Source organism: Draconibacterium sediminis, from assembly GCF_000949475.1.
Lineage (GTDB): Bacteria > Bacteroidota > Bacteroidia > Bacteroidales > Prolixibacteraceae > Draconibacterium > Draconibacterium sediminis.
Window position 1 is genome coordinate 21,946 of sequence record NZ_JRHC01000001.1, and the last position, 18,808, is coordinate 40,753.

14 protein-coding genes are annotated in these 18,808 nt (G+C 42.9%); 10 read left to right on the top strand and 4 right to left on the bottom strand.

Going from position 1 to position 18,808, the window contains the following annotated elements; all coding sequences use genetic code 11:
* Window positions 1-491: 491 nt before the first annotated feature.
* On the bottom strand, window positions 492-1,193 hold the full coding sequence (locus LH29_RS00085; RefSeq protein WP_045025494.1) for a protein-L-isoaspartate(D-aspartate) O-methyltransferase: 702 nt from the start codon (window positions 1,191-1,193) through the stop codon (window positions 492-494).
* 222 nt (window positions 1,194-1,415) lie between these two features.
* Here LH29_RS00085 and LH29_RS00090 point away from each other — a divergent pair, with 222 nt between their 5' ends.
* The 4 genes from LH29_RS00090 (at window position 1,416) to LH29_RS00105 (ending at window position 4,429) form a co-directional block, all read left to right on the top strand.
* On the top strand, window positions 1,416-2,021 hold the full coding sequence (locus tag LH29_RS00090) for a YceI family protein (RefSeq protein ID WP_045025496.1): 606 nt from the start codon (window positions 1,416-1,418) through the stop codon (window positions 2,019-2,021).
* A gap of 50 nt (window positions 2,022-2,071) precedes the next feature.
* Entirely contained in the window at window positions 2,072-3,235 is a 1,164-nt protein-coding gene (locus LH29_RS00095; protein WP_045025500.1) for a porin family protein, read from the top strand.
* A gap of 159 nt (window positions 3,236-3,394) precedes the next feature.
* Window positions 3,395-3,988: a YceI family protein gene (locus tag LH29_RS00100; protein WP_045025502.1), complete on the top strand. Its 594-nt coding sequence runs from the start codon at window positions 3,395-3,397 to the stop codon at window positions 3,986-3,988.
* Window positions 3,989-4,000: 12 nt separating this feature from the next.
* On the top strand, window positions 4,001-4,429 hold the full coding sequence (locus tag LH29_RS00105) for an RrF2 family transcriptional regulator (RefSeq protein ID WP_045025504.1): 429 nt from the start codon (window positions 4,001-4,003) through the stop codon (window positions 4,427-4,429).
* A gap of 17 nt (window positions 4,430-4,446) precedes the next feature.
* Here the strand turns inward: LH29_RS00105 and LH29_RS00110 are convergent, their stop codons facing one another.
* Complete coding sequence (locus LH29_RS00110) at window positions 4,447-5,844, bottom strand: PQQ-dependent sugar dehydrogenase (protein ID WP_045025507.1); 1,398 nt, start codon at window positions 5,842-5,844, stop codon at window positions 4,447-4,449.
* Between the two features lie 193 nt (window positions 5,845-6,037).
* Here LH29_RS00110 and LH29_RS00115 point away from each other — a divergent pair, with 193 nt between their 5' ends.
* The 6 genes from LH29_RS00115 to LH29_RS00140 all read left to right on the top strand — a co-directional run bounded on the left by LH29_RS00115 (window position 6,038) and on the right by LH29_RS00140 (window position 14,548).
* Complete coding sequence (locus LH29_RS00115) at window positions 6,038-6,817, top strand: SDR family NAD(P)-dependent oxidoreductase (RefSeq protein WP_045025509.1); 780 nt, start codon at window positions 6,038-6,040, stop codon at window positions 6,815-6,817.
* 3 nt (window positions 6,818-6,820) lie between these two features.
* Window positions 6,821-7,927, top strand: coding sequence for a metallophosphoesterase (locus tag LH29_RS00120; RefSeq protein WP_045025511.1), 1,107 nt, complete (start codon window positions 6,821-6,823; stop codon window positions 7,925-7,927).
* A gap of 1 nt (window position 7,928) precedes the next feature.
* The gene (locus tag LH29_RS00125) at window positions 7,929-8,597 is read left to right on the top strand and encodes an NAD-dependent epimerase/dehydratase family protein (protein WP_045025513.1); all 669 of its coding nucleotides are present in this window, start codon (window positions 7,929-7,931) and stop codon (window positions 8,595-8,597) included.
* Window positions 8,598-8,739: 142 nt separating this feature from the next.
* A complete protein-coding gene (locus LH29_RS00130) occupies window positions 8,740-10,023 on the top strand; it encodes a transglutaminase-like domain-containing protein (RefSeq protein ID WP_045025516.1) in 1,284 nt (427 codons plus the stop codon).
* A 15-nt stretch (window positions 10,024-10,038) separates the two neighbouring features.
* Window positions 10,039-11,964, top strand: coding sequence for a peptide-N-glycosidase F-related protein (locus tag LH29_RS00135; protein WP_045025519.1), 1,926 nt, complete (start codon window positions 10,039-10,041; stop codon window positions 11,962-11,964).
* A 214-nt stretch (window positions 11,965-12,178) separates the two neighbouring features.
* Window positions 12,179-14,548 carry a GAF domain-containing protein gene (locus LH29_RS00140; RefSeq protein ID WP_157493508.1) on the top strand — a complete coding sequence of 790 codons (2,370 nt, stop codon included), beginning with the start codon at window positions 12,179-12,181 and terminating at the stop codon, window positions 14,546-14,548.
* 8 nt (window positions 14,549-14,556) lie between these two features.
* On the opposite strand, the gene LH29_RS23470 is transcribed toward LH29_RS00140, so the two are convergent.
* Together LH29_RS23470 and LH29_RS00150 are read right to left on the bottom strand one after the other, a co-directional pair.
* Window positions 14,557-16,056, bottom strand: a complete 1,500-nt coding sequence (locus tag LH29_RS23470) for a DoxX family membrane protein (protein WP_052670459.1) — start codon at window positions 16,054-16,056, stop codon at window positions 14,557-14,559.
* A 14-nt stretch (window positions 16,057-16,070) separates the two neighbouring features.
* On the bottom strand, window positions 16,071-18,803 hold the full coding sequence (locus tag LH29_RS00150) for a family 78 glycoside hydrolase catalytic domain (RefSeq protein WP_082063533.1): 2,733 nt from the start codon (window positions 18,801-18,803) through the stop codon (window positions 16,071-16,073).
* Window positions 18,804-18,808 lie beyond the last annotated feature (5 nt).

Genomic DNA, 18,808 nt, shown 5'->3' on the forward strand with positions numbered 1-18,808 from the left:
TGCTGGAATTGGGAATAATGAGTAGTTGAATGATGATTAACGAATTAAGATTGCAGAAGAGGGAAGAAAGTTTGCAGTTTTCAGTCACAGTTTTCAGTTTTACAATTTGGCAATAGAACCATTTAAAAGTAGTATCGTGAATGAGTTATTGAGTGAATGAGTAGGCAGAAGGAAGGAGAATAACGAATGAAGATTAACGAATTAAGATTGCAGAAGAGGGAAGAAAGTTTGCAGTTTTCAGTCACAGTTTTCAGTTTTACAATTTGGCAATAGAACCATTTAAAAGTAGTATCGTGAATGAGTTATTGAGTGAATGAGGAGCAATTGAATAATGAATTTCGAATAATGATTAACGATTTTAGATTGCAGAATCTGAGGAAAGTAAACAGTTTACAGTCGCAGTTAGCAGTTTCGCAATTTGACAATGGAACAATTTAACAGTGGAACACCTAATGATTCCTATGTGTCTATTGTGGTTCAGTTCTTGGTGTTTAATATTTCTCACCCTGCTCATCAAGCATGGGCACAAAACGCACAGGCAGCACATCTTTCTTCCTGATTTTTCCATTCTTTTTTTGCAGCAATACCAGCTTTTGGATGTAACCGGCCACCACAGGAATAATCATCCTCCCTCCTTCAGCCAACTGCGCTTGCAAAGGTTCGGGCACATGCGATGGCGAACAGGTTACTATTATAGCATCAAAAGGCGCTTTTTCGGGCCACCCCAAATAACCGTCGCCAACCTTGCTGTATATATTGGTGTATTCCAGCTTCCGAAAAACTTTGGTTGCCGACTTGTTTAACTCCTCAAAAAGTTCGATGGTATAAACCGAATCGCACAATTGCGCCAAAATAGCTGCCTGGTAACCCGAGCCGGTGCCAATTTCCAAAACACGATCCGTTCTCTGAAGTTCCAAAACCTCGGTCATATAAGCAACTATGTAGGGTTGCGAAATGGTTTGGCCCTCGTTTATTGGCAATGGACCATCGGTATAAGCCCACTTCATATACTCGGGCAAAACAAATTCGTGCCGCGGAACCTGCAGAAATGCATCCAAAACCAAATCGTTGCCAATTCCCCGGTTTTTTAACTGCGATTCCACCATTTTCCGGCGCTCATTAAAAAATGCATCGTTTTGCGAACTACATTCCACTGCTGAAAATAAACCCAAAATTAAAATCAAAACCCTCATCACATTATCTATTTACCACAGCTTCAATTTATTAACGAATGGGATGAATTAAGGTTACTTCAGCACGGACAATCCTGCATGTTTTGAAATGTAAACTAAACATTAAGAAGAGGCTATTTTTTTAGCAAAAATTAACAAATCTGACTTTAGTCATGATTCACGAAATATTTCTTTATTTATATTTGACCTACTTATTCGATAGGACATATAGTTTTAGTAGTTATGAAAAAAATGAAATCGTACAACAAATTGATTATAAGCCTATTTGCCATTCTTCTGGCAAGTAACTTATCAGTAGCTCAAGTGAGCTACGAAGAAAATGAGAGCAACAGTAAACTAATGGTTACCGGAACTTCATCGATTCACGACTGGGAAATGGCGGTTGAAGATTACGACTGTTTGGTGTCGGCTTCGGCAGATGAAAATCAGCAAATTTCAATCGAATCCATCAAATTTTCGTGTTTAGCTGAGAGCATTACAAGCGATAACAAAATTATGGATAACAAAGCGCACAAAGCGCTCGATTCTGATGACCATCCGAAGATTAGTTTTAGTGCTGACGCAACTGTATCGGCAACAGCCAACTCGCTTACCAAAACCAAAGGAAAACTTCAGATTGCAGGTAAGGAAAAAGAAGTTGAGCTTGAGTTTACGGTAGCTGAAGCTAAAGACGATCAGTTTAAAGTTAGCGGAAAGATTCCGGTAAAAATGAGCGATTTTGGCATTGATCCGCCAACAGCTATGATGGGAACCCTAAAAACAGGCGACGAAGTGTTTATTCATTTCGACATTGTTCTCCAAAACATGCAAACCAGCAAAGCAAATTAACACCACACCACATATTTTATTGATATATAACCATTTAAAATTTAATTAGAATGAAAAAGTTAGCATTATTATTAACAGTCTTCCTGATTGGATCTGTGGCTTACGGACAATTTGAAAAAGCCAAACTTGATCCTACGACTTTCGAAAATGTGAAAGTTAAAGTTGGAGGCGATTTTGCTATTCAGTTACAGTCACTCGATCATGAAGCTGATGTGGAATTGATCGACCTGAAACATAACTTCAATTTACCAACTGCGAACCTGAGCATTACAACTGATTTGGCTCCGGGTATTCAGCTGTTCATCAACAACTACATGTCGTCGCGTCACCATAACGAGGCCTGGGTTGAAGGTGGATACCTGATCATTGATTACATGCCTTTCCTGAAAGGTAGTGAGAAACTGATGCAATACCTGACTATTAAAGCAGGTGTTATGATGCCGGATTACGGTGATGCACACTATTTCCGCAGTAACAACGGTAATGTAATTAACAACCCGTTTGTGGGTAACTGGATTATGGATGCTTTCACAAGCAACCCTGGAATGGAATTCATGTTCAGAAAAGACGGTTTTATTGCAGTTGCCGGTGTAAACAACGGACGTATGAACTACGGACGCGGTAACGACATTGGTGAAGACCTTGCGTTTAACTGGAAACTGGCTTACGACAAAAACATTAACGATGATTTACGTGTTCGTGCTTCACTTTCAGGCTTCCACGCTCCAGACGGACACAGCGGTGCTTACCTTTGGGATGGCGACCGTGCTGGTGCACGTTACTACAACGTAATGCAAACAGCTGCAGCCGAAGGCGACAACTTCCGTTCAGGACGATGGAGCCCGGGTAGTGGCCAAACAAAACTGAACAGCTACATGGCTAACGTATTCCTGCAATACAAAGGACTTGAAGTATTCGGAGTTTACGAAACAATGAATGGCATAAGAAAAGGTGCCGATCAGGATTTTACTCAAACAGCAATTCAGGCATTATACCGCATCGGAAGTTTCTACGTTGGAACACGTTATAACCACGTTTCTGATGGTCTTGACTCAGAAGTTAACCGCACCAACATTGGCGGTGGCTGGTTTATGACCGAAAACGTAGTTGTTAAACTTGACTATGTGAATCAAAAATATGATGGACCTGCTCATGGAGATATTGATGGGGGAAAATTTAATGGCGTGGTGTTAGAAGCAGCCATTTCATTTTAATTTGGACAGTTAGTACAGAAAAGATGGAATGCCCGGGTTATTGCGGGCATTCCTCAACTTCTTACATGAAACGAACAGGTACGAAGGTTACACCCCAATAAATAACCAAAACAAATGAAGCACATACTATAAGCTCTGAAAACAAACCATTCGAATAGTATGAAAAAAACATTGCTGAAATATTACTTTTTATCGCTTTTCCTGACTTTCTCAATCGTTGGGGCTTCAGCCTCGGATAAGCCAAATGGCAAGACGCCTGAAAATTGCAGCAATTTTGTTCTTATCCAGGGCTCGTCAAACATCAACCGTTTCGAATTTATTCATGAAGCGCCCCGCCTTGTAGGCAACGAACAGCAATCCGACCGCCTGACCTGGCAACAGGAGGTTATTGTTCCGGTTAAAGAATTTACAGGCAGTAACCAACACATGCGCAAAGATTTTCTGGAATTGTTAAAAGCCACAGAATATCCTGTTATACAAATTGATATTGAACCCAACAACGAAAAAGCAATTACCGGTCCTGTTGAAAAAAGGGATCTGAATGCAACAATAACACTTGCCGGGCACACACACGAGTATGTTGTGCCATGCAAAATAAGCGCGTGCGATACTTCTGAGATCCTGATAAAAGGATCGTTAAAAGTCAACTTAACTGATTTTAATATTGAGCCGCCTAAAAAAGTATTAGGAACCATCAAAGTGAATGATGAAGTTTTTATTACATTTGCTTTTAAACAAGAGACCGAAAAATAAAAACCAAAAACCTTGAAATTTAGCACGAAAACGAGATATGGTGTGCGGGCTATTCTTGAAATAGCTCAGAGCGATCCTGAAATCGGAATCTATCAGAAAGATATTTCTGCCAACCAGAACATTTCGTACAAGTATCTCGACCACATTATAAATTCGCTAAAAGTTGCAGGACTGGTAAGCAAAGCCGGCGGAAGACGCAGTGGCTACATTTTAACCCGCAAACCCGAAGAAATTACGATTTACGATATTCATAATGCATTTGAGCCCGGTATTTGTGTTGTCGATTGTCTGTCGCATAACTACACCTGCAAACGACAGGGTATTTGCGCATCCCAGGGTTTTTGGGGCGAACTGAACAACCAGATCATTAAATACCTGCAAGCAACAACAATTGCCGACCTGATGCAAAACCAGGAAAAACTCGATGATATTGTTAGTTAAAGCGAACTATTATCTTCTTACTGTGGAGTTAATTTAATCACAGTTCCCGGATTATTCAGCACCACATAAATCGCACCCTCCGGCCCGGTTGACACATCGCGTACTCGTCCCTGATTTTTTACAATTACTTCTTCATGAATAACATTATCACCTTCAATTTGAAGCAAACGCACCTCTTCGTATTTTAAAGCGCCAACCAGCAACTTGTTTTTCCACTTACTAAAAAGATCTCCCCGATAAAAATCAAGTCCGCAAACTGCGATAGATGGCCGCCAGTATAAATTGGGCTGTTCCATGTCAGGCCGGTGCGTTTCTTCGGTTATAATCGTTCCGTTGTAGTTTTTGCCATAGGTAATGGTTTCCCAACCGTAGTTTTTCCCCGACTCTATCCGATTCAATTCGTCGCCGCCCAAGGGGCCATGTTCGGTTGTCCAAAGCTCTCCGGTTTCCGGATGGACGGCCATTCCCTGGATGTTTCGGTTACCCAGCGAGAACAACGATTTCATTGCGCCTTCTTCGTTAACAAATGGGTTATCTTCCGGTATACTTCCGTCTTTGAAAATACGATGTACCTTTCCGTTTGGCAGCGTAAAATCCTGCGCCTGGTAACCGGCACCACGGTCGCCAATGGCAAAAAACAAATGGCCCTCCGGATCGAAAACAATACGGCAACCATAGTGGTGGCGTGTGGTTCGGTAGGTATCATGCGGAGCTTCAAACAACACTTCCTCGTTGGTCCAGCTGTTATTTTCAATTTTTCCACGAACAATACGTGTCATTGCAGGCGGCCGGTTTCCATCGTAACCGCTTGTTAATACATGACTGTAGGCAAGATAAATCCAGCCATTTTCTTTAAAGTCGGGATCAACTGCAACATCCATCAAACCACCCTGCCCCTGGTTTAATACTTCCGGCGTATTTTTTACCGGCTCATCCAGCAATATTCCATTCTTCACTATTCGCAGCCTTCCCGGGCGTTCCGTAATTAAAGCTGTATTTTTATCCATAAAATCAATTGCCCATGGAACTTCCAGTCCTTCGGCAAAAATTTCTACATCCATTTTATAATCCATCGTTTCCATTTCTTTGGCAATCGGTGGTTTTTTGGCCCCGACCTTATTCTCCGACTCGCGGATATACGAAATGATAGCATTAATATCTCCATCACTGAGCGTTGCTTCGTATGAGGGCATTCCCAGATGCGGAATTCCAAATTTTATATTTCGGAAAACGTAACCATTCTCGGCACCAAACTGCCAGATTCCGTCAACCAAACTTGTCGCATTTCCGCCGCCCAAATTGGCACCATGGCACGAAGCACAGTTTTGCCCATACAGCAGTGCGCCATCCTGAGCGTTTACGGTAAGCGATAAAGAGAGAATGAAAATTGTAAAAAGTACGAATGTTGTTTTCATATTTGTTGATTTAGATCTTTTTAAAACCTTAATAAGTTAAGAAAAATCAACCTATTTTGTTCACTCATATTCAGTAATTTAATTTAACATTTATTAAGACACATTCTTAATATGACCAGGATTTTTCAGACCTTTATCGTTGTTATACAGAAAACTTTAAACGTTCATTAAACAGATAAAAAATAAAAAGCAGATGAAGAATGTTGCAGTAATAACCGGTGCATCTACCGGAATTGGCCGGGAGCTGGCCCACATACATGCCGAAAAAGGCGGCGACCTGGTAATTGTTGCCCGAAGCAAAGACAAGCTGGAAGCACTAAAAAAGGAGCTGGAAACTAAACACTCCATAAAGGTTTATGTGATTGCGAAAGATTTAGGTTTGCCCGAATCGCCAAAAGAAGTTTACGATGAAATTAAAAAGGTAGGCATCGAAACAGAGATCCTGATTAATAACGCCGGTTTTGGAGGAGTTGGCGTTTTCCACGAGCTGAATTACGAACAACACATGGCCATGATCAATCTGAATATTACTTCGCTAACTGCCATGACCCGCTTGTTCCTGCCCGATTTTGTAGCGCGCAACTCCGGTAAAATTCTGAACACCTCATCAACGGCCAGTTTAATGCCCGGCCCTTTGCAAGCGGTTTACTTTGCCACAAAAGCTTATGTGACTTCATTCAGCAATGCCCTATCAGCAGAGCTTGCCGATACCAATGTTACCGTTACCAACCTGATGCCCGGTGCCACCGAAACCGAATTTGGCGCCTCATCGGGAATGGACAAAACAGCGATGTTCAAAAAAACAGCAAGCGCGCGCAAAGTTGCCGAAGCCGGCTATAACGCGATGCTAAAAGGAAAAATCGACGTAGTGTCGGGATTAACGACAGCACAAAAAATAATGATCTCGGGAATTCCGTTTATGCCCAAAAAGCTACTTTTAAAAATTGTAAAAAGCATGCAACAACCCAAATAAACTATGAAACAGATATTTCCCTGGTTAATATTTATTGTTTTTATCGCATTTCTGGTTGGGGCGAATATGTACCTGGCTAAACGATTTTCGTTCTATTTTGAATTGCCAACAACGCGTTACCTTTATATAACTTTTGGTGCCTTAACCGTGTTTATGATTGCCGGCATTGCCACAACCACCAATACACAGGCGGCTTTTGGTAATATAATCTACATAGCGGCATCGATAGTAATGGGCTTTTTACTGTATCTGTTACTTTCGGTTGCGGTTGTCGATCTGGTGAATATTTTTACAAAATCAGTTCCCCGATTGTTGGGAATCTCCGCCCTTTCGCTGGCTGTTTTTATTACTGCTGCCGGAATTGTTAACGCTCAGTACCGAAGAATTAGCGAAGTAGAAATTCCGATGAAAGGGCTAACGAGCGAAATTAAGGTTGCTCATCTCTCCGATGTTCACATCGGGCATTTCTGGGGGCCAAAAACACTGCAAAAAATAGTAGACAAAACCAACGCCCAAAACCCGGATGTGGTTTTTATTACCGGCGACCTTTTTGATGGCAAAATCCGCTTAAACAGCAAAAGTCTGGAGCCGTTAAAACAAATGAATGCGCCGGTTTATTTTATCGAAGGAAACCACGATGGTTATTCGGGCGCCAAAGAAGTGAAAGATAATCTGCGTGAAATTGGCGTTACCGTTTTGGAAAACGAGGTGACCCATTTTAACCAGATTCAAATTATTGGTCTTAACCATATGCGGGCTGATAACAGCCAACAGGAAATTCCTGAAAGAAGGAAGCGGCCAAGCATCCGTTCCGTTTTGGACGAACTAAACCTTTTCCCCGGAAAACCAACTGTTTTGCTGCATCACAGCCCCGATGGAATTGAGTTTGCCAATCAACATGGTGTTGATCTTTACCTGGCCGGGCACACACACAACGGTCAGTTATTCCCGTTTAATTTTGTTGTGAGCATGGTTTACAAATACAACAAAGGACTGGGCGATTACAAAGGAACCCGCATTTATACCTCGCAGGGAGTGGGCACTTTTGGCCCGCCAATGCGCGTAGGAACCAAAAGCGAAATCGTAATTTTGAAACTAAAACCCGAATAATATGAATGTCATTATTACCGGCGCCACCGGGATGGTAGGAAAAGGTGTTTTACTCGAATGTCTCGATCATGAAGCCGTTGAAAAGGTTTTGGTAATCGGAAGAAATCCGGTTGATACTTCACACCCGAAACTGGAAGAACTCATTCACAACGATTTTTCCGATTTCTCAACAGTAAAAGCGCGACTTGCCGGTTACGACGCCTGTTTCCTGTGTATGGGAATCAGTTCGGTTGGGATGAAAGAAAACGATTTCAAAAAGGTCACTTATGACTATACGCTTTCGCTTGCAAGGGAATTGTTCCCGCTCAACCCGGAAATGACAATCACTTATGTTTCGGGCGAAGGAACCGACTCCTCAGAAAAAGGCAGAGTAATGTGGGCGCGTGTAAAAGGCCGAACCGAAAACGACCTGATTAAACTGGGATTTAAACAAGCCTTTATGTTTCGCCCGGGATTGATCATTCCCTTGCGCGGAATTAAATCGCGAACCAAGGCCTACCAGTTTGTCTACGATTATTTTATGTGGCTGGTGCGACTATTTAAAGCGGTGGCGCCAAATGCCGTGGTAAACACCACGCAAGTTGGCAAAGCGATGATCAATGCGGCACTGTATGGCTATTCTTCCGTAATTATTAAACCAAAAGACATTATTCAACTGGCTGAGAAATAAAAATCAGTTCATTTTCGCTTCATTTCTGAGATAATATCCTCTTTTTAAAGTAAAAGCAGGATTGGTTTATTTCATTCGTACTAAGTAAATAATTTTTTTTACTAGCTTTACTGCATTATTAAAATATTTTAATAATCATAAAATGAACAAACTTTATCTCATTGGCATTCTACTACTGTTTACGTGGTCGTGCACAACCAACTACCCCAACATTCCTCAACAGTATCATTCGCTTTTAGACTCAGCGCTGATTAAAGCCGGCGACAATGCTCCCGAAATGGAAAAAGCTTTGGCAGAATCGGCGAAAGAACAAAAAGAAGGTATGGCATTTCTGATCAGTTACATGCCCGAACGTGATCTTACCACATTAACGGCCGACTTTCTGCTCGAAAATGTAGATTATGCCTACAAGGCTCGCGAGAAATACGACTGGTGCAACAACCTCCCGGATTCTGTGTTTTTTAACGAGGTACTTCCATACGCCAACGTTTCGGAAGATCGCGATGTGTGGCGAAAAGACTTTTACGAACGTTTTGCCAAGTACGCCGATAATTCAGACAATATGGTTGAGGCCATTATGTCGATTGCCCGCAATATTAAAGACGAAGTGGATGTGGAATACAACACCAAACGTTCAAAAGTAGACATCAGCCCTTTGCAAGCCATGAAAGAACACATGGCCACCTGCACAGGTTTGTCGATTTTACTTACCGATGCCTACCGCGCTGTTGGAATTCCTTCGCGCCTTGCCGGCACCGCTATGTGGACCAACTACAAAGGAAACCACACCTGGAGCGAAGTTTGGATTGATGGCAAGTGGCAGTTTATTGAATATTATCCTGATACCTTAAATCAATCGTGGTTTGTTGCCGACGCGGGAAAAGCCGATCCCGACAACATGCTGCACTGGATTTATGCTGCTTCGTACAAACCAACCGGAATGCCATACTATGCAGCAGTTGACGCCCCTTACATTATGCAGGTGGTTGATACGAATAAACTGCCCGAGCACATACGGCCACGATTTGAAGAAATGAAAAATGAGGCAACGGACATTGCGCCGTACATTTGGGGACATAACGTAACTCAACGTTACATCGATATTTATCAGGAATCCATTAAAAACAGTAAACTGAATGACAACGAATTGATGGCCAACATCGTTGTTTTTGCTGATAAAGACACATCTGTTAGCGAATCACGACTGAGTTGCCGGGTTGACGTTTTTGAAGGCGATAAAAACATCAATTTTGGTTATTCGCCACGTAAAACCGACGACATGAACCAGTTCCTTCAGTTAAAATTGAAGAAGGAATCCAACTACCGCTTTGTGGTCTCGAATCCTGAAAAACAGATCAAACAAGAATTTACTTTGGTTACTGAAAACACGCCCACACAAGACATTCAACTTATTTTATCTAACTAGTTCAGCTAACAATCCATGAAGAAACTTATTGTATTTCTAACGCTACTTATTGCAGCACAGCAATTGCTGGCACAGCCCACAAACGTAGTTACACACAACAAAGTCCTGATTAATACTGATCCGTCGCAAGGCGTTAAAAGTTTTGTAAAGTGGGGTGAATTTCCTTCAGCTGACAAAGAAATCAGGAGAATCGTTTTAAACCTGACACTTGCCTATCCCGAGGACCGTGCCATTGCCCACTGGGATTATATGGACCGCGTGAAGATTTTGCGAAAAGGAGGAGTTAACGGCGAAATGATCGACTACGAAATTGGCCGTATGCTAACTCCGTACGGCAGCAATTTTAAAGAAGGCTGGAGTTACACCTGGAGTATTGATGTTACCGACTTTCAGGCTTTTTTGCGTGACAGTGTGGAGATTGAATACATTCACTCGGGTTACGAATCGCCCGATTTGGGTTGGGATTTAACCCTTGATTTCGACATTACTTTTGGCCCGCAGGTGGCCGATTTTATTTCTGTTGAAAAAATGTGGGACGGCAATTTTCGTTATGGCGATCCGGAAGATCCCATTGAAAAACAGCTTTCGCCAAAAACGATTTCTACTGACGAAAATGCTGATTTTGCACGTTTTCGCATTCAGCATACCGGACACGGAATGGATGAACCAAGCGGTTGCAGCGAATTTTGCAGCCGTTGGCGCGAGTTAAAGTTCGACGGAGAAGTGGTGGATCACCGCGACATGTGGAAAGACTGTGGCAATAATCCGCTATATCCGCAGGGTGGTACCTGGATTTTCGATCGTGCTTACTGGTGCCCCGGCGACTTGCAAGTGCCTGATGTGGTTGATATTCCCCTGACAAAAGGAAGCCACGAACTCGACCTCGATATGGAACCGTTTACGGCCGTTAACAAAGATCAACCCCGCGAGCAAATCACTTCGTTCCTATTCCAATATGCCACACCAAATAAAGAAAACGATGTGGCCATTGAGGAAATTATTGCACCAAACCGGAAAGACAATTACAACCGTTTTAATCCTCGCGGTTTCAGCCCGCTCATCAAAATACGAAACCTGGGTAGTCGCGATTTAAAAAAGCTGAAGATCATTTATTCAACTAAAGGATTTGAAGAGAAAACCTATCAATGGAAAGGCAACCTTGGTTTTTATGAAGCTGCTATTATTTCGTTGCCGGGAGAAATAGATATGAAGGAAGGTTTAAACACCTTTTCTGTAATTCTGGAAGAACCCAATGGCAAAGAAGACGAATGGGATGGCGATAACAATATGAATGTTGAGTTTGAAAGCATCCCGACAATCCCATCGGAATTTGTGGTGGAATTTATGACCAACAACAAACCCGAGGATAACTGGGTGCATGTTGTTAGCAGCAGCTACGACACTGTTTATTCCAAAACACCAGAAATGCTCGATTCGGCCACAACTTACATCGATACTCTTGAATTGGAAGAAGGCAACTATTTCCTGAATTTGGTAGATACTGCTGGCGAAGGACTGGAGTTTTGGTTTCTGGCCGATGCCGGTTACGGGCGTTTACGTTTAAAAGATACCGAAGGAAACCTCATCCATTTATTTGAAAGCGACTGCGGAAACGGACAGTTTTATGCCTTTAAAACTGATGACGATTTTAAGGTGGACACCACAATTTCGCACCTGTCGGTAAATATTTACCCGCGCATGGTTAAAGATTACGCCACTATTTATACCACCACCAACAAACCATCAACACTAAAAGTGCGCATTACAAAAGATGGCGAATACATTGAAACACATGAGTACACCAACATTAAAGATGCTCAAACCGGTGTTGACCTGCGTCATTTGCAGGATGGACGTTATGTGATGGAGATATATGTTGATGGTGAACACAAAATGAACAGGCGTTTTAACAAGGTGCCGGAAAGCGGATTCAGAAATTAATGATCTGAAGAATTTATTCGCGCAAACCTTATCGCATTCAGCGCTGGGAAACAGGCAATTGGAGCACTATTCCGATTGCCTGTTTTTTTATTGCCGTATTTTTGCTCCGTAATCCGACATGAAATTGCAGGCAACAGAACCTTCACAAGTAGTAAAACGTTATTCTTCTCGAAAGCATTTAGAACAATATATTCATCCTACTCAAATCAACCCGATGAAAACAGAAAAACAGATTAATTGCCCATTCTCTCAAATCCCCTTTCGTTCAGTACTTAGTTTTGAACTACTTATAAAGGATATCGAGCGAATTGGAGTGATGACCAATCACCCGATGAAAGATCTGGCAAATAGCACGCTGAATGCTTTGAACAGGGTTCCTGAGCTAAAAAAACCAATACGCAACACCACCCTGCTTGATGAAAACAAGGATCTGGTGAATCAATTGATGGTGTTTGTAATAAATCCGTTGCGCCACCAAAACAGCATGGAAGCATGCACTGCTCCGTTTGGGCAAGAACCATTTTTTGCCACCGATTTAATGAAAAACAGCCTTAGCTGCTCACATAAATTACTTGAAATTGCCAAAGGGGGCGAGCAGGATCTTTCGCTGATTTCTAAATTGTATCAGGCTTATCTGTTGATACTCGAGAAATTTTACAACTATAAAATCGACGTCGATCTTCCTTTCACTTATCGGCTTGCCGACACAAAAGAAGGCTACATTAAGTACATCCGAAAACAAGTAACAACCGATTATGTACAAGTACGTGAATTAAAAAAGCACGCAAAACTTTCATCGGAAGACATTACCAAACTGCTGGATAACACCGAGGATCTGGAGTTGTGGAACGAGATAATTCCCTTGGAGAATTTTGAATTTTCGGGCTTTATTCATTTCAACCTGATTGATATTACGCAGGATTTTGTGATTTCGCAGCTGAAAACCGATTTGCTTGACAAAAAAACCATTGAAACAAACGAAGGTTTTGAAGTGCTGCAAAAACGGATGCGTGCCTTGTTCGACAATCCAAAGTTAAAATTCGGAATGGCAGTGGCGCCCGATGAAGATGCAAACATGAATCTGAACCTCATTTGGGATACCATTATTCCCCGCTCGCAGCTGAAATGCGATCAGTATCTGGGCACAATCTACGAACAGGCGTTCAGAGAAAACCGCATCATCAACACACCCGATCTTACAAAATTACCACAGGATGTTGTTATTCAGAATTTGCTGGATGCGGGCATCAGAAGCCTGGCAATTGTTCCGCTGTTTATCGACAAAACTCCGGTTGGAATGCTGGAGTTTGCCTGTACAAAACCAAACAGCATAAGTATGATGCAAGTAAAGCGACTTTACGATGTATTCCCCACTTTTGCGCTGGCCCTGAAACGATCGAAAGAAGAATGGAACGACAAAATCAGAGCGGTTATACAGGATCAGTTCACGGCTATTCACCCCACTGTTGAGTGGCGTTTTCGCGAAGCGGTTGGTCACTTTCTTTCTGAAAACAAGAACGGTGGGAAAACGGCGGTTGAATCGATTGTTTTCAACGATGTGGTGCCTATTTACGGCGCTTCCGATGTACGCGGTTCATCGCTGGAACGTAACCTCGCTATCCGGGCCGACCTCTCGGAGCAACTAAAACATGCACGTGAAATTCTGGACTTTGCCCGCCAAATTAGAGAAATGCCTTTGCTTGATGATCTCTGTTTTAACATCCAGCAAAATATCGATACCGTTCAAAACGGACTAAAAGCCGGAGATGAAGTTGTTCTTATTGAATTTCTGACAAAAGAAGTTGATCCTTTTTTGGGCTTGCTGAAAGACCGTTTTTCAGAACTTGAAGAACCGGTAACAGACTATTTTAATTCGCTTGATCCGCACCTGAATGTAGTGTATAAAAAGCGGAAAGAATTTGAGGAAAGCCTGACGCTGATTAACCAAGAGGTTAGTGAAATAATTGAAACCGAGCAGGTAAAAGCCCAGGAAGTTTTTCCGCATTATTTTGAAAAATACCGTACCGATGGCATTGAATACAACGCTTATATTGGTCAGTCGCTGGTAAAAGGATTAACGTATAACGACATTTATTTGAAGAATATTCGCTTGTGGCAACTGCTTGTAAAAGTTAAAATTGCACGTAGGATAACATTGCTGCAACCCCGGCTGGCAACAAAGCTCGATATTACACAACTCATTTTGGTTCATTCCAATCCACTGAGTATTGCTTTCAGGCAGGACGAGAAAAAGTTTGACGTAGCAGGTGCCTACAACATACGTTACGAGATTACCAAAAAACGCATTGATAAAGCGCGGATTAAAGGCTCCAAAGAAAGGGTAACCCAACCGGGAAAAATTGCTGTTATTTACTCGCATGCCGATGAAATAAGAGATTACAAAAAGTACATCGACTACATGATTGCAAAGGGTTTACTAACCAACAACATTGAAGATGTGGAACTGGAAGATTTGGCAGGAGCATCAGGATTGCGGTCACTGCGCGTTGAAGTTAATCTCAGCGACTTAACACCAAACCAAATTGAAAACTCAGAAATTGCCCAAATTATTAGCGGAAACTAAAAAAAGGTTTAGCCATACCATTTTCTTGTGCGCCCTTGCAGATTATTCAACGTATCGATGGTGATGTTTACATCGTTTACCACCTGGAAATCGAACATGCCCACACAAATAAAATCGGCACCATTTTTAAAGGCCCAGTTAAATCCATCTTCGGGCTGAATAGCTCCGGCAGCCAACACTTTAAACCCCATTACCGGAACGGTGGCGCGGCTAACAAAGTCAACCGTTTTATCAGGGTACAAACAAAACAGGTTATCGTGAAACCGGTTGTGATCGGAATATTTCTTGCCATCCACTTCAAACGGGTAGCGGTTCTCGCGCGGGTGTGCCGACCAGTAATTGTCGTGATGCATGGTTTTCATGTAATAATCCGGGATAATTCCCTGCTCCTCACAGGCAATCAGTGAATCAACCGTATGCGAAGCCAGCCCGGCAGTGTAGCCCTGCTCGCGGATATGATTTAGCATCAGATCGATTTTATCCAGTTTATTGTCGCGCACCAGCCAATCGCACCAGTTCCCCTGAACCTGAATAATATCTACACCAAAATCGATGGCTTTATTGATATTTACCACGTAGTCGTTGTTATCGGCATCGGGGTGCACCTGCGTTATCACCTTAATTTTACTACCGGTCAACTTCTTGTACTTCTGCATGGTGGCATTTGTAGGAAACCCGATATTAATGGTATTAATCCCGGCTTCCTCGGCCAACATCAGTGTTTCAAAGATCTTCTTTTCGGTATTATAAGCTCGGAAAAGCGAAGGCACATAATGCAAATCACGCGAATGCGCCCAACCGCCAATCAGGTTTCCTCCGGCTACCAAACGGCTTATTTCGTGCGGCCCGATCTTGCCTTTCGGCAATTCACCTTTTAATTCTTTTATATCAGCACCGCCAACTTTTATTGTAGCACCAGAAAGTGTGTCGACACCAAATTTTTGTGTTTCGTTAAAAGCTCCCAATCCTAAAACACCCAGAGCAGGAATCGTTGCCAGGTTTTTTAAAGCTTCTCTTCGCGATTTTACTCCGGTCGGTTCTTCACCCGCTTCTTTTTTCTTCGGGAAAATCAGCAATGCATACAAGCCCCAGCCTTTTTCTTTTAAAACCAACAAAACAAGCAAAGCCAGTGCTTCAATCACATTCTTGTTTACGATGTACAGACTTCCTTCGGTATTGGCCAGCAACGAACCACCAAATGGCGGATGTGCAAAGTAGTACAGCAACAGTAAAACAATGCCCGAAGCCGCAGAAACACGAATCGCCAAACCAAGCGTTAGCCCCAGTCCGATAAGAATTAAAGCAGCAATATTGAGCGGATCTGCCACACTCATAATAGCATCAGAACCTCCCATCCATTGATACAAACCCGACAATGGTCCTGTTGAGCTGGATAAATATCCGGCAGCACTCCAGTTGCCGTCTGCCAGTTTTGCTACTCCTTCGTACACAAAGTGCCAGCCAATGGCAATTCTAAAAATTGTAATGATGAGTTTTTTCCAGTTCATAAGGCGATTTTGTTTTACAAATTGCTAAAATTATAAGTACCCGATCCAACTTCCAGCACCAGTTCGTTTTGGGCTTGCGATATAACCTTCACATCAGCATTAGTGCCTAGCGTTTCTCCGTCGGCAACAAAATCCGCCGCCGGCAAAATCACTGTCGCGATGCATCCAACCGGAACCGTAATATCAACATTCAATTTCCCCTCCTTCTGCTCCCATTTTATTCCGGCTTTTCCGTAAGGTGTTTTGTTGTAATATTTGGCAAATTCCATTTCATCAACCGGCTGCGGATGAAAAATAATATGTCGATAACCAGGATCTTTTTCATCGGCCTGCATACCTGCCAACTGACGATACAACCAAACCAAACCACCGCCAAACATCGGGTGATTGTGCGAACCACCGGTATCCCAATGCTCCCAACTGGTAGTAGCTCCAAGTGTTAACCAACGTCCATAACCAGGCTCCTCTTTTTTATTCATGGCTTCGTAAGCCAGGTCGTGCATTCCGTTTTCCGTTAGCACTTCAAAGAAAAACTGAGTACCAAATATTCCGGTATCCAAATGTCCTTTGTTCTTTTTTATGTTTTCCTTCAGCGCCTTTATTACACGTTGATATTCAGCTTCCGGAACACCCATTTTCAACGCAAAAATATTGGCTCCCGAGTTTCCGTATGTTCCTTTCTCCACATCGTAAAACCGCTGGTGGAATGCTTTTTTTGTATCATCTGCCAGCTTTGTATACTTTTTTGCTTCCTTTTTATTTCCCAACACCTCAGCAGTTTTTGCTGTAATATCGGCACAGCGCCAAAAATAGAAAGTATGTACCAGGCTATCAGCAGGGAGGTCGCCCGGAGTAACCCATTCACCCAGATTAAACCACTTCAAAACATTGCCGTCAAGACCAAGTCGTTGCGAGTTCATTATTCCTTCATCATCCACCCAGGTTTGCATGTAGCGCACATATTCTTTCATCGGTTCGTAAGCTTCTTCCAGCATATCCACCGCGCCGTAATGCACATAAAACTCCCAGGGCATAATATTTACTGCGGCTCCCCATGCAACTCCGCCACCACAACCGGGTTGCCACGGTGCGCCATTTGGTACATAACCGGTTTCGACATTTTGAGCGCCGATAATATCTTGGATCCATTTGTAGTAAAAGTTTTGTGCATCGAAATTATGCATCACAGTAACACACGCCACCTGGCCATCGCCTGTGTATGGCGAGCGTTCGCGGTGCGGGCAGTCGCTGGCGATTCCTCCGTGCATGTTATCGGTCTGGCTGCGTTTCCAAATCTTATTCACCTCGTTAAAAAGCGGATTTGATGTTTCGAAATGGGCCGATTCTTCGATGTAGGTATTTATCGCCTCAGCACATATATTTTCGGGTTCCAGCACGCCCGGCCAGTTTACAATTTCCACTTCGCGGAAAACAAACCAGTTAAAACGGGCTGCATAATTTTCTTTGCCAACGCCTTTAAAAATGTACGAATTATCGCCCGAGAAGGTATTCGACAGGTATTTGATCTCAACTTTATGCCCTTCAGGGCCTTCCACATTTTTCAGCCGCACCCAGCCCGAAATTTCAACACCAAAATCAACTTTGTAATTTCCGTTGTACATTTTCTCTATCCTCACCGGGTGAAGCGTTTCATAAACCTTATCCGGGTGTGCAGTATGTGCCGTCAACTTGCTTTCGGGAGCTTTTCTTAAAACAGCACTTTCCCATGTCGAGTCGTTAAAACCCGGCGAGCACCAACCGTTTTGTTCCAAACGCGCATCGTAATGTTCGCCGTAATAAACCATATCCATTAAAATGGGGCTTTTTGCTACCTTCCAGCTCTCATCGCTTATAATAACCTCCTCGGTACCGTCGGTGTAAGTCACATGAACCTGCAACAATAAACGCGGCGAACCATACCCCAATGCCCAATGTTTGGCCGGATTATAAAACCCGTTTCCAAGAATCGCCCCAAAAGCGTTTGCTCCGGAAACCAGTTGATCCGAAATATCATAAGCCAGATACATCACTTTGTATTCCCGGAAATTATCGTCCAGTGGAATGTATTGTTGCGTGAGTGCCGGGCGCTTCCCATAATTGGTTTGATTGGGAACCAACACATCGTTGCCAACTTTTTTGCCGTTCAGATAAAGTTCGAAATAACCCAGTCCGGTAACGTAAGCCACAGCTTTCTTCACCTGTTTTGTGGCCTTAAATTCTTTGCGAAAAAGTGGCGCCGGCGGAGGTAACTGTTCCGGCAAATCTACAGCCGGTGAGTTCGGTTTTGGCAGAGCTTCTTCGCCTTGCCAGGGTACGCCTATCCATTTTGCCTGCCAGTCATTTTCTTCCAACAAACCCATGTGCCAGCTTGCAGGCTCGCTCCATTCCGAAACCTCATCGTTTTTATCCCACACGCGCACCTGCCACCAGCAATCCTGGCGGGAAACCAGTTTTTTCCCATCGTATTTAATGCGGTTAGATGCTACACTTTTCACTTTGCCGCTATCCCATAAGTCAGCATTCTCAAGCTTTTCCGTTGACGTAGCCACCCGAATTTGAAAGGCTGTTTGAAGCTGTCGTCTTTCCCCTTCATCGGCTACATTTATCCATGCCAAACGCGGCTGAGGCACATCTACAACCACAGGGTTATTAAGGTATTCGCAAGTAAGTTGTGTTGGATAAATCTTTGCTTCAGATACAAAAGTGAAACAAAAAAGAAGATTCAGAAACAGGAATAGTTTTTTCACAGTAT

What these genes read in the sequence shown, in the direction of transcription:
- LH29_RS00085 (WP_045025494.1), bottom strand. Translation starts at nt 1,193, where the DNA reads ATGAGGGTTTTGATTTTAATTTTGGGTTTATTTTCAGCAGTGGAATGT.
- LH29_RS00090 (WP_045025496.1), top strand. Translation starts at nt 1,416, where the DNA reads ATGAAAAAAATGAAATCGTACAACAAATTGATTATAAGCCTATTTGCC.
- LH29_RS00095 (WP_045025500.1), top strand. Translation starts at nt 2,072, where the DNA reads ATGAAAAAGTTAGCATTATTATTAACAGTCTTCCTGATTGGATCTGTG.
- LH29_RS00100 (WP_045025502.1), top strand. Translation starts at nt 3,395, where the DNA reads ATGAAAAAAACATTGCTGAAATATTACTTTTTATCGCTTTTCCTGACT.
- LH29_RS00110 (WP_045025507.1), bottom strand. Translation starts at nt 5,844, where the DNA reads ATGAAAACAACATTCGTACTTTTTACAATTTTCATTCTCTCTTTATCG.
- LH29_RS00115 (WP_045025509.1), top strand. Translation starts at nt 6,038, where the DNA reads ATGAAGAATGTTGCAGTAATAACCGGTGCATCTACCGGAATTGGCCGG.
- LH29_RS00120 (WP_045025511.1), top strand. Translation starts at nt 6,821, where the DNA reads ATGAAACAGATATTTCCCTGGTTAATATTTATTGTTTTTATCGCATTT.
- LH29_RS00125 (WP_045025513.1), top strand. Translation starts at nt 7,929, where the DNA reads ATGAATGTCATTATTACCGGCGCCACCGGGATGGTAGGAAAAGGTGTT.
- LH29_RS00130 (WP_045025516.1), top strand. Translation starts at nt 8,740, where the DNA reads ATGAACAAACTTTATCTCATTGGCATTCTACTACTGTTTACGTGGTCG.
- LH29_RS00135 (WP_045025519.1), top strand. Translation starts at nt 10,039, where the DNA reads ATGAAGAAACTTATTGTATTTCTAACGCTACTTATTGCAGCACAGCAA.
- LH29_RS00140 (WP_157493508.1), top strand. Translation starts at nt 12,179, where the DNA reads ATGAAAACAGAAAAACAGATTAATTGCCCATTCTCTCAAATCCCCTTT.
- LH29_RS23470 (WP_052670459.1), bottom strand. Translation starts at nt 16,056, where the DNA reads ATGAACTGGAAAAAACTCATCATTACAATTTTTAGAATTGCCATTGGC.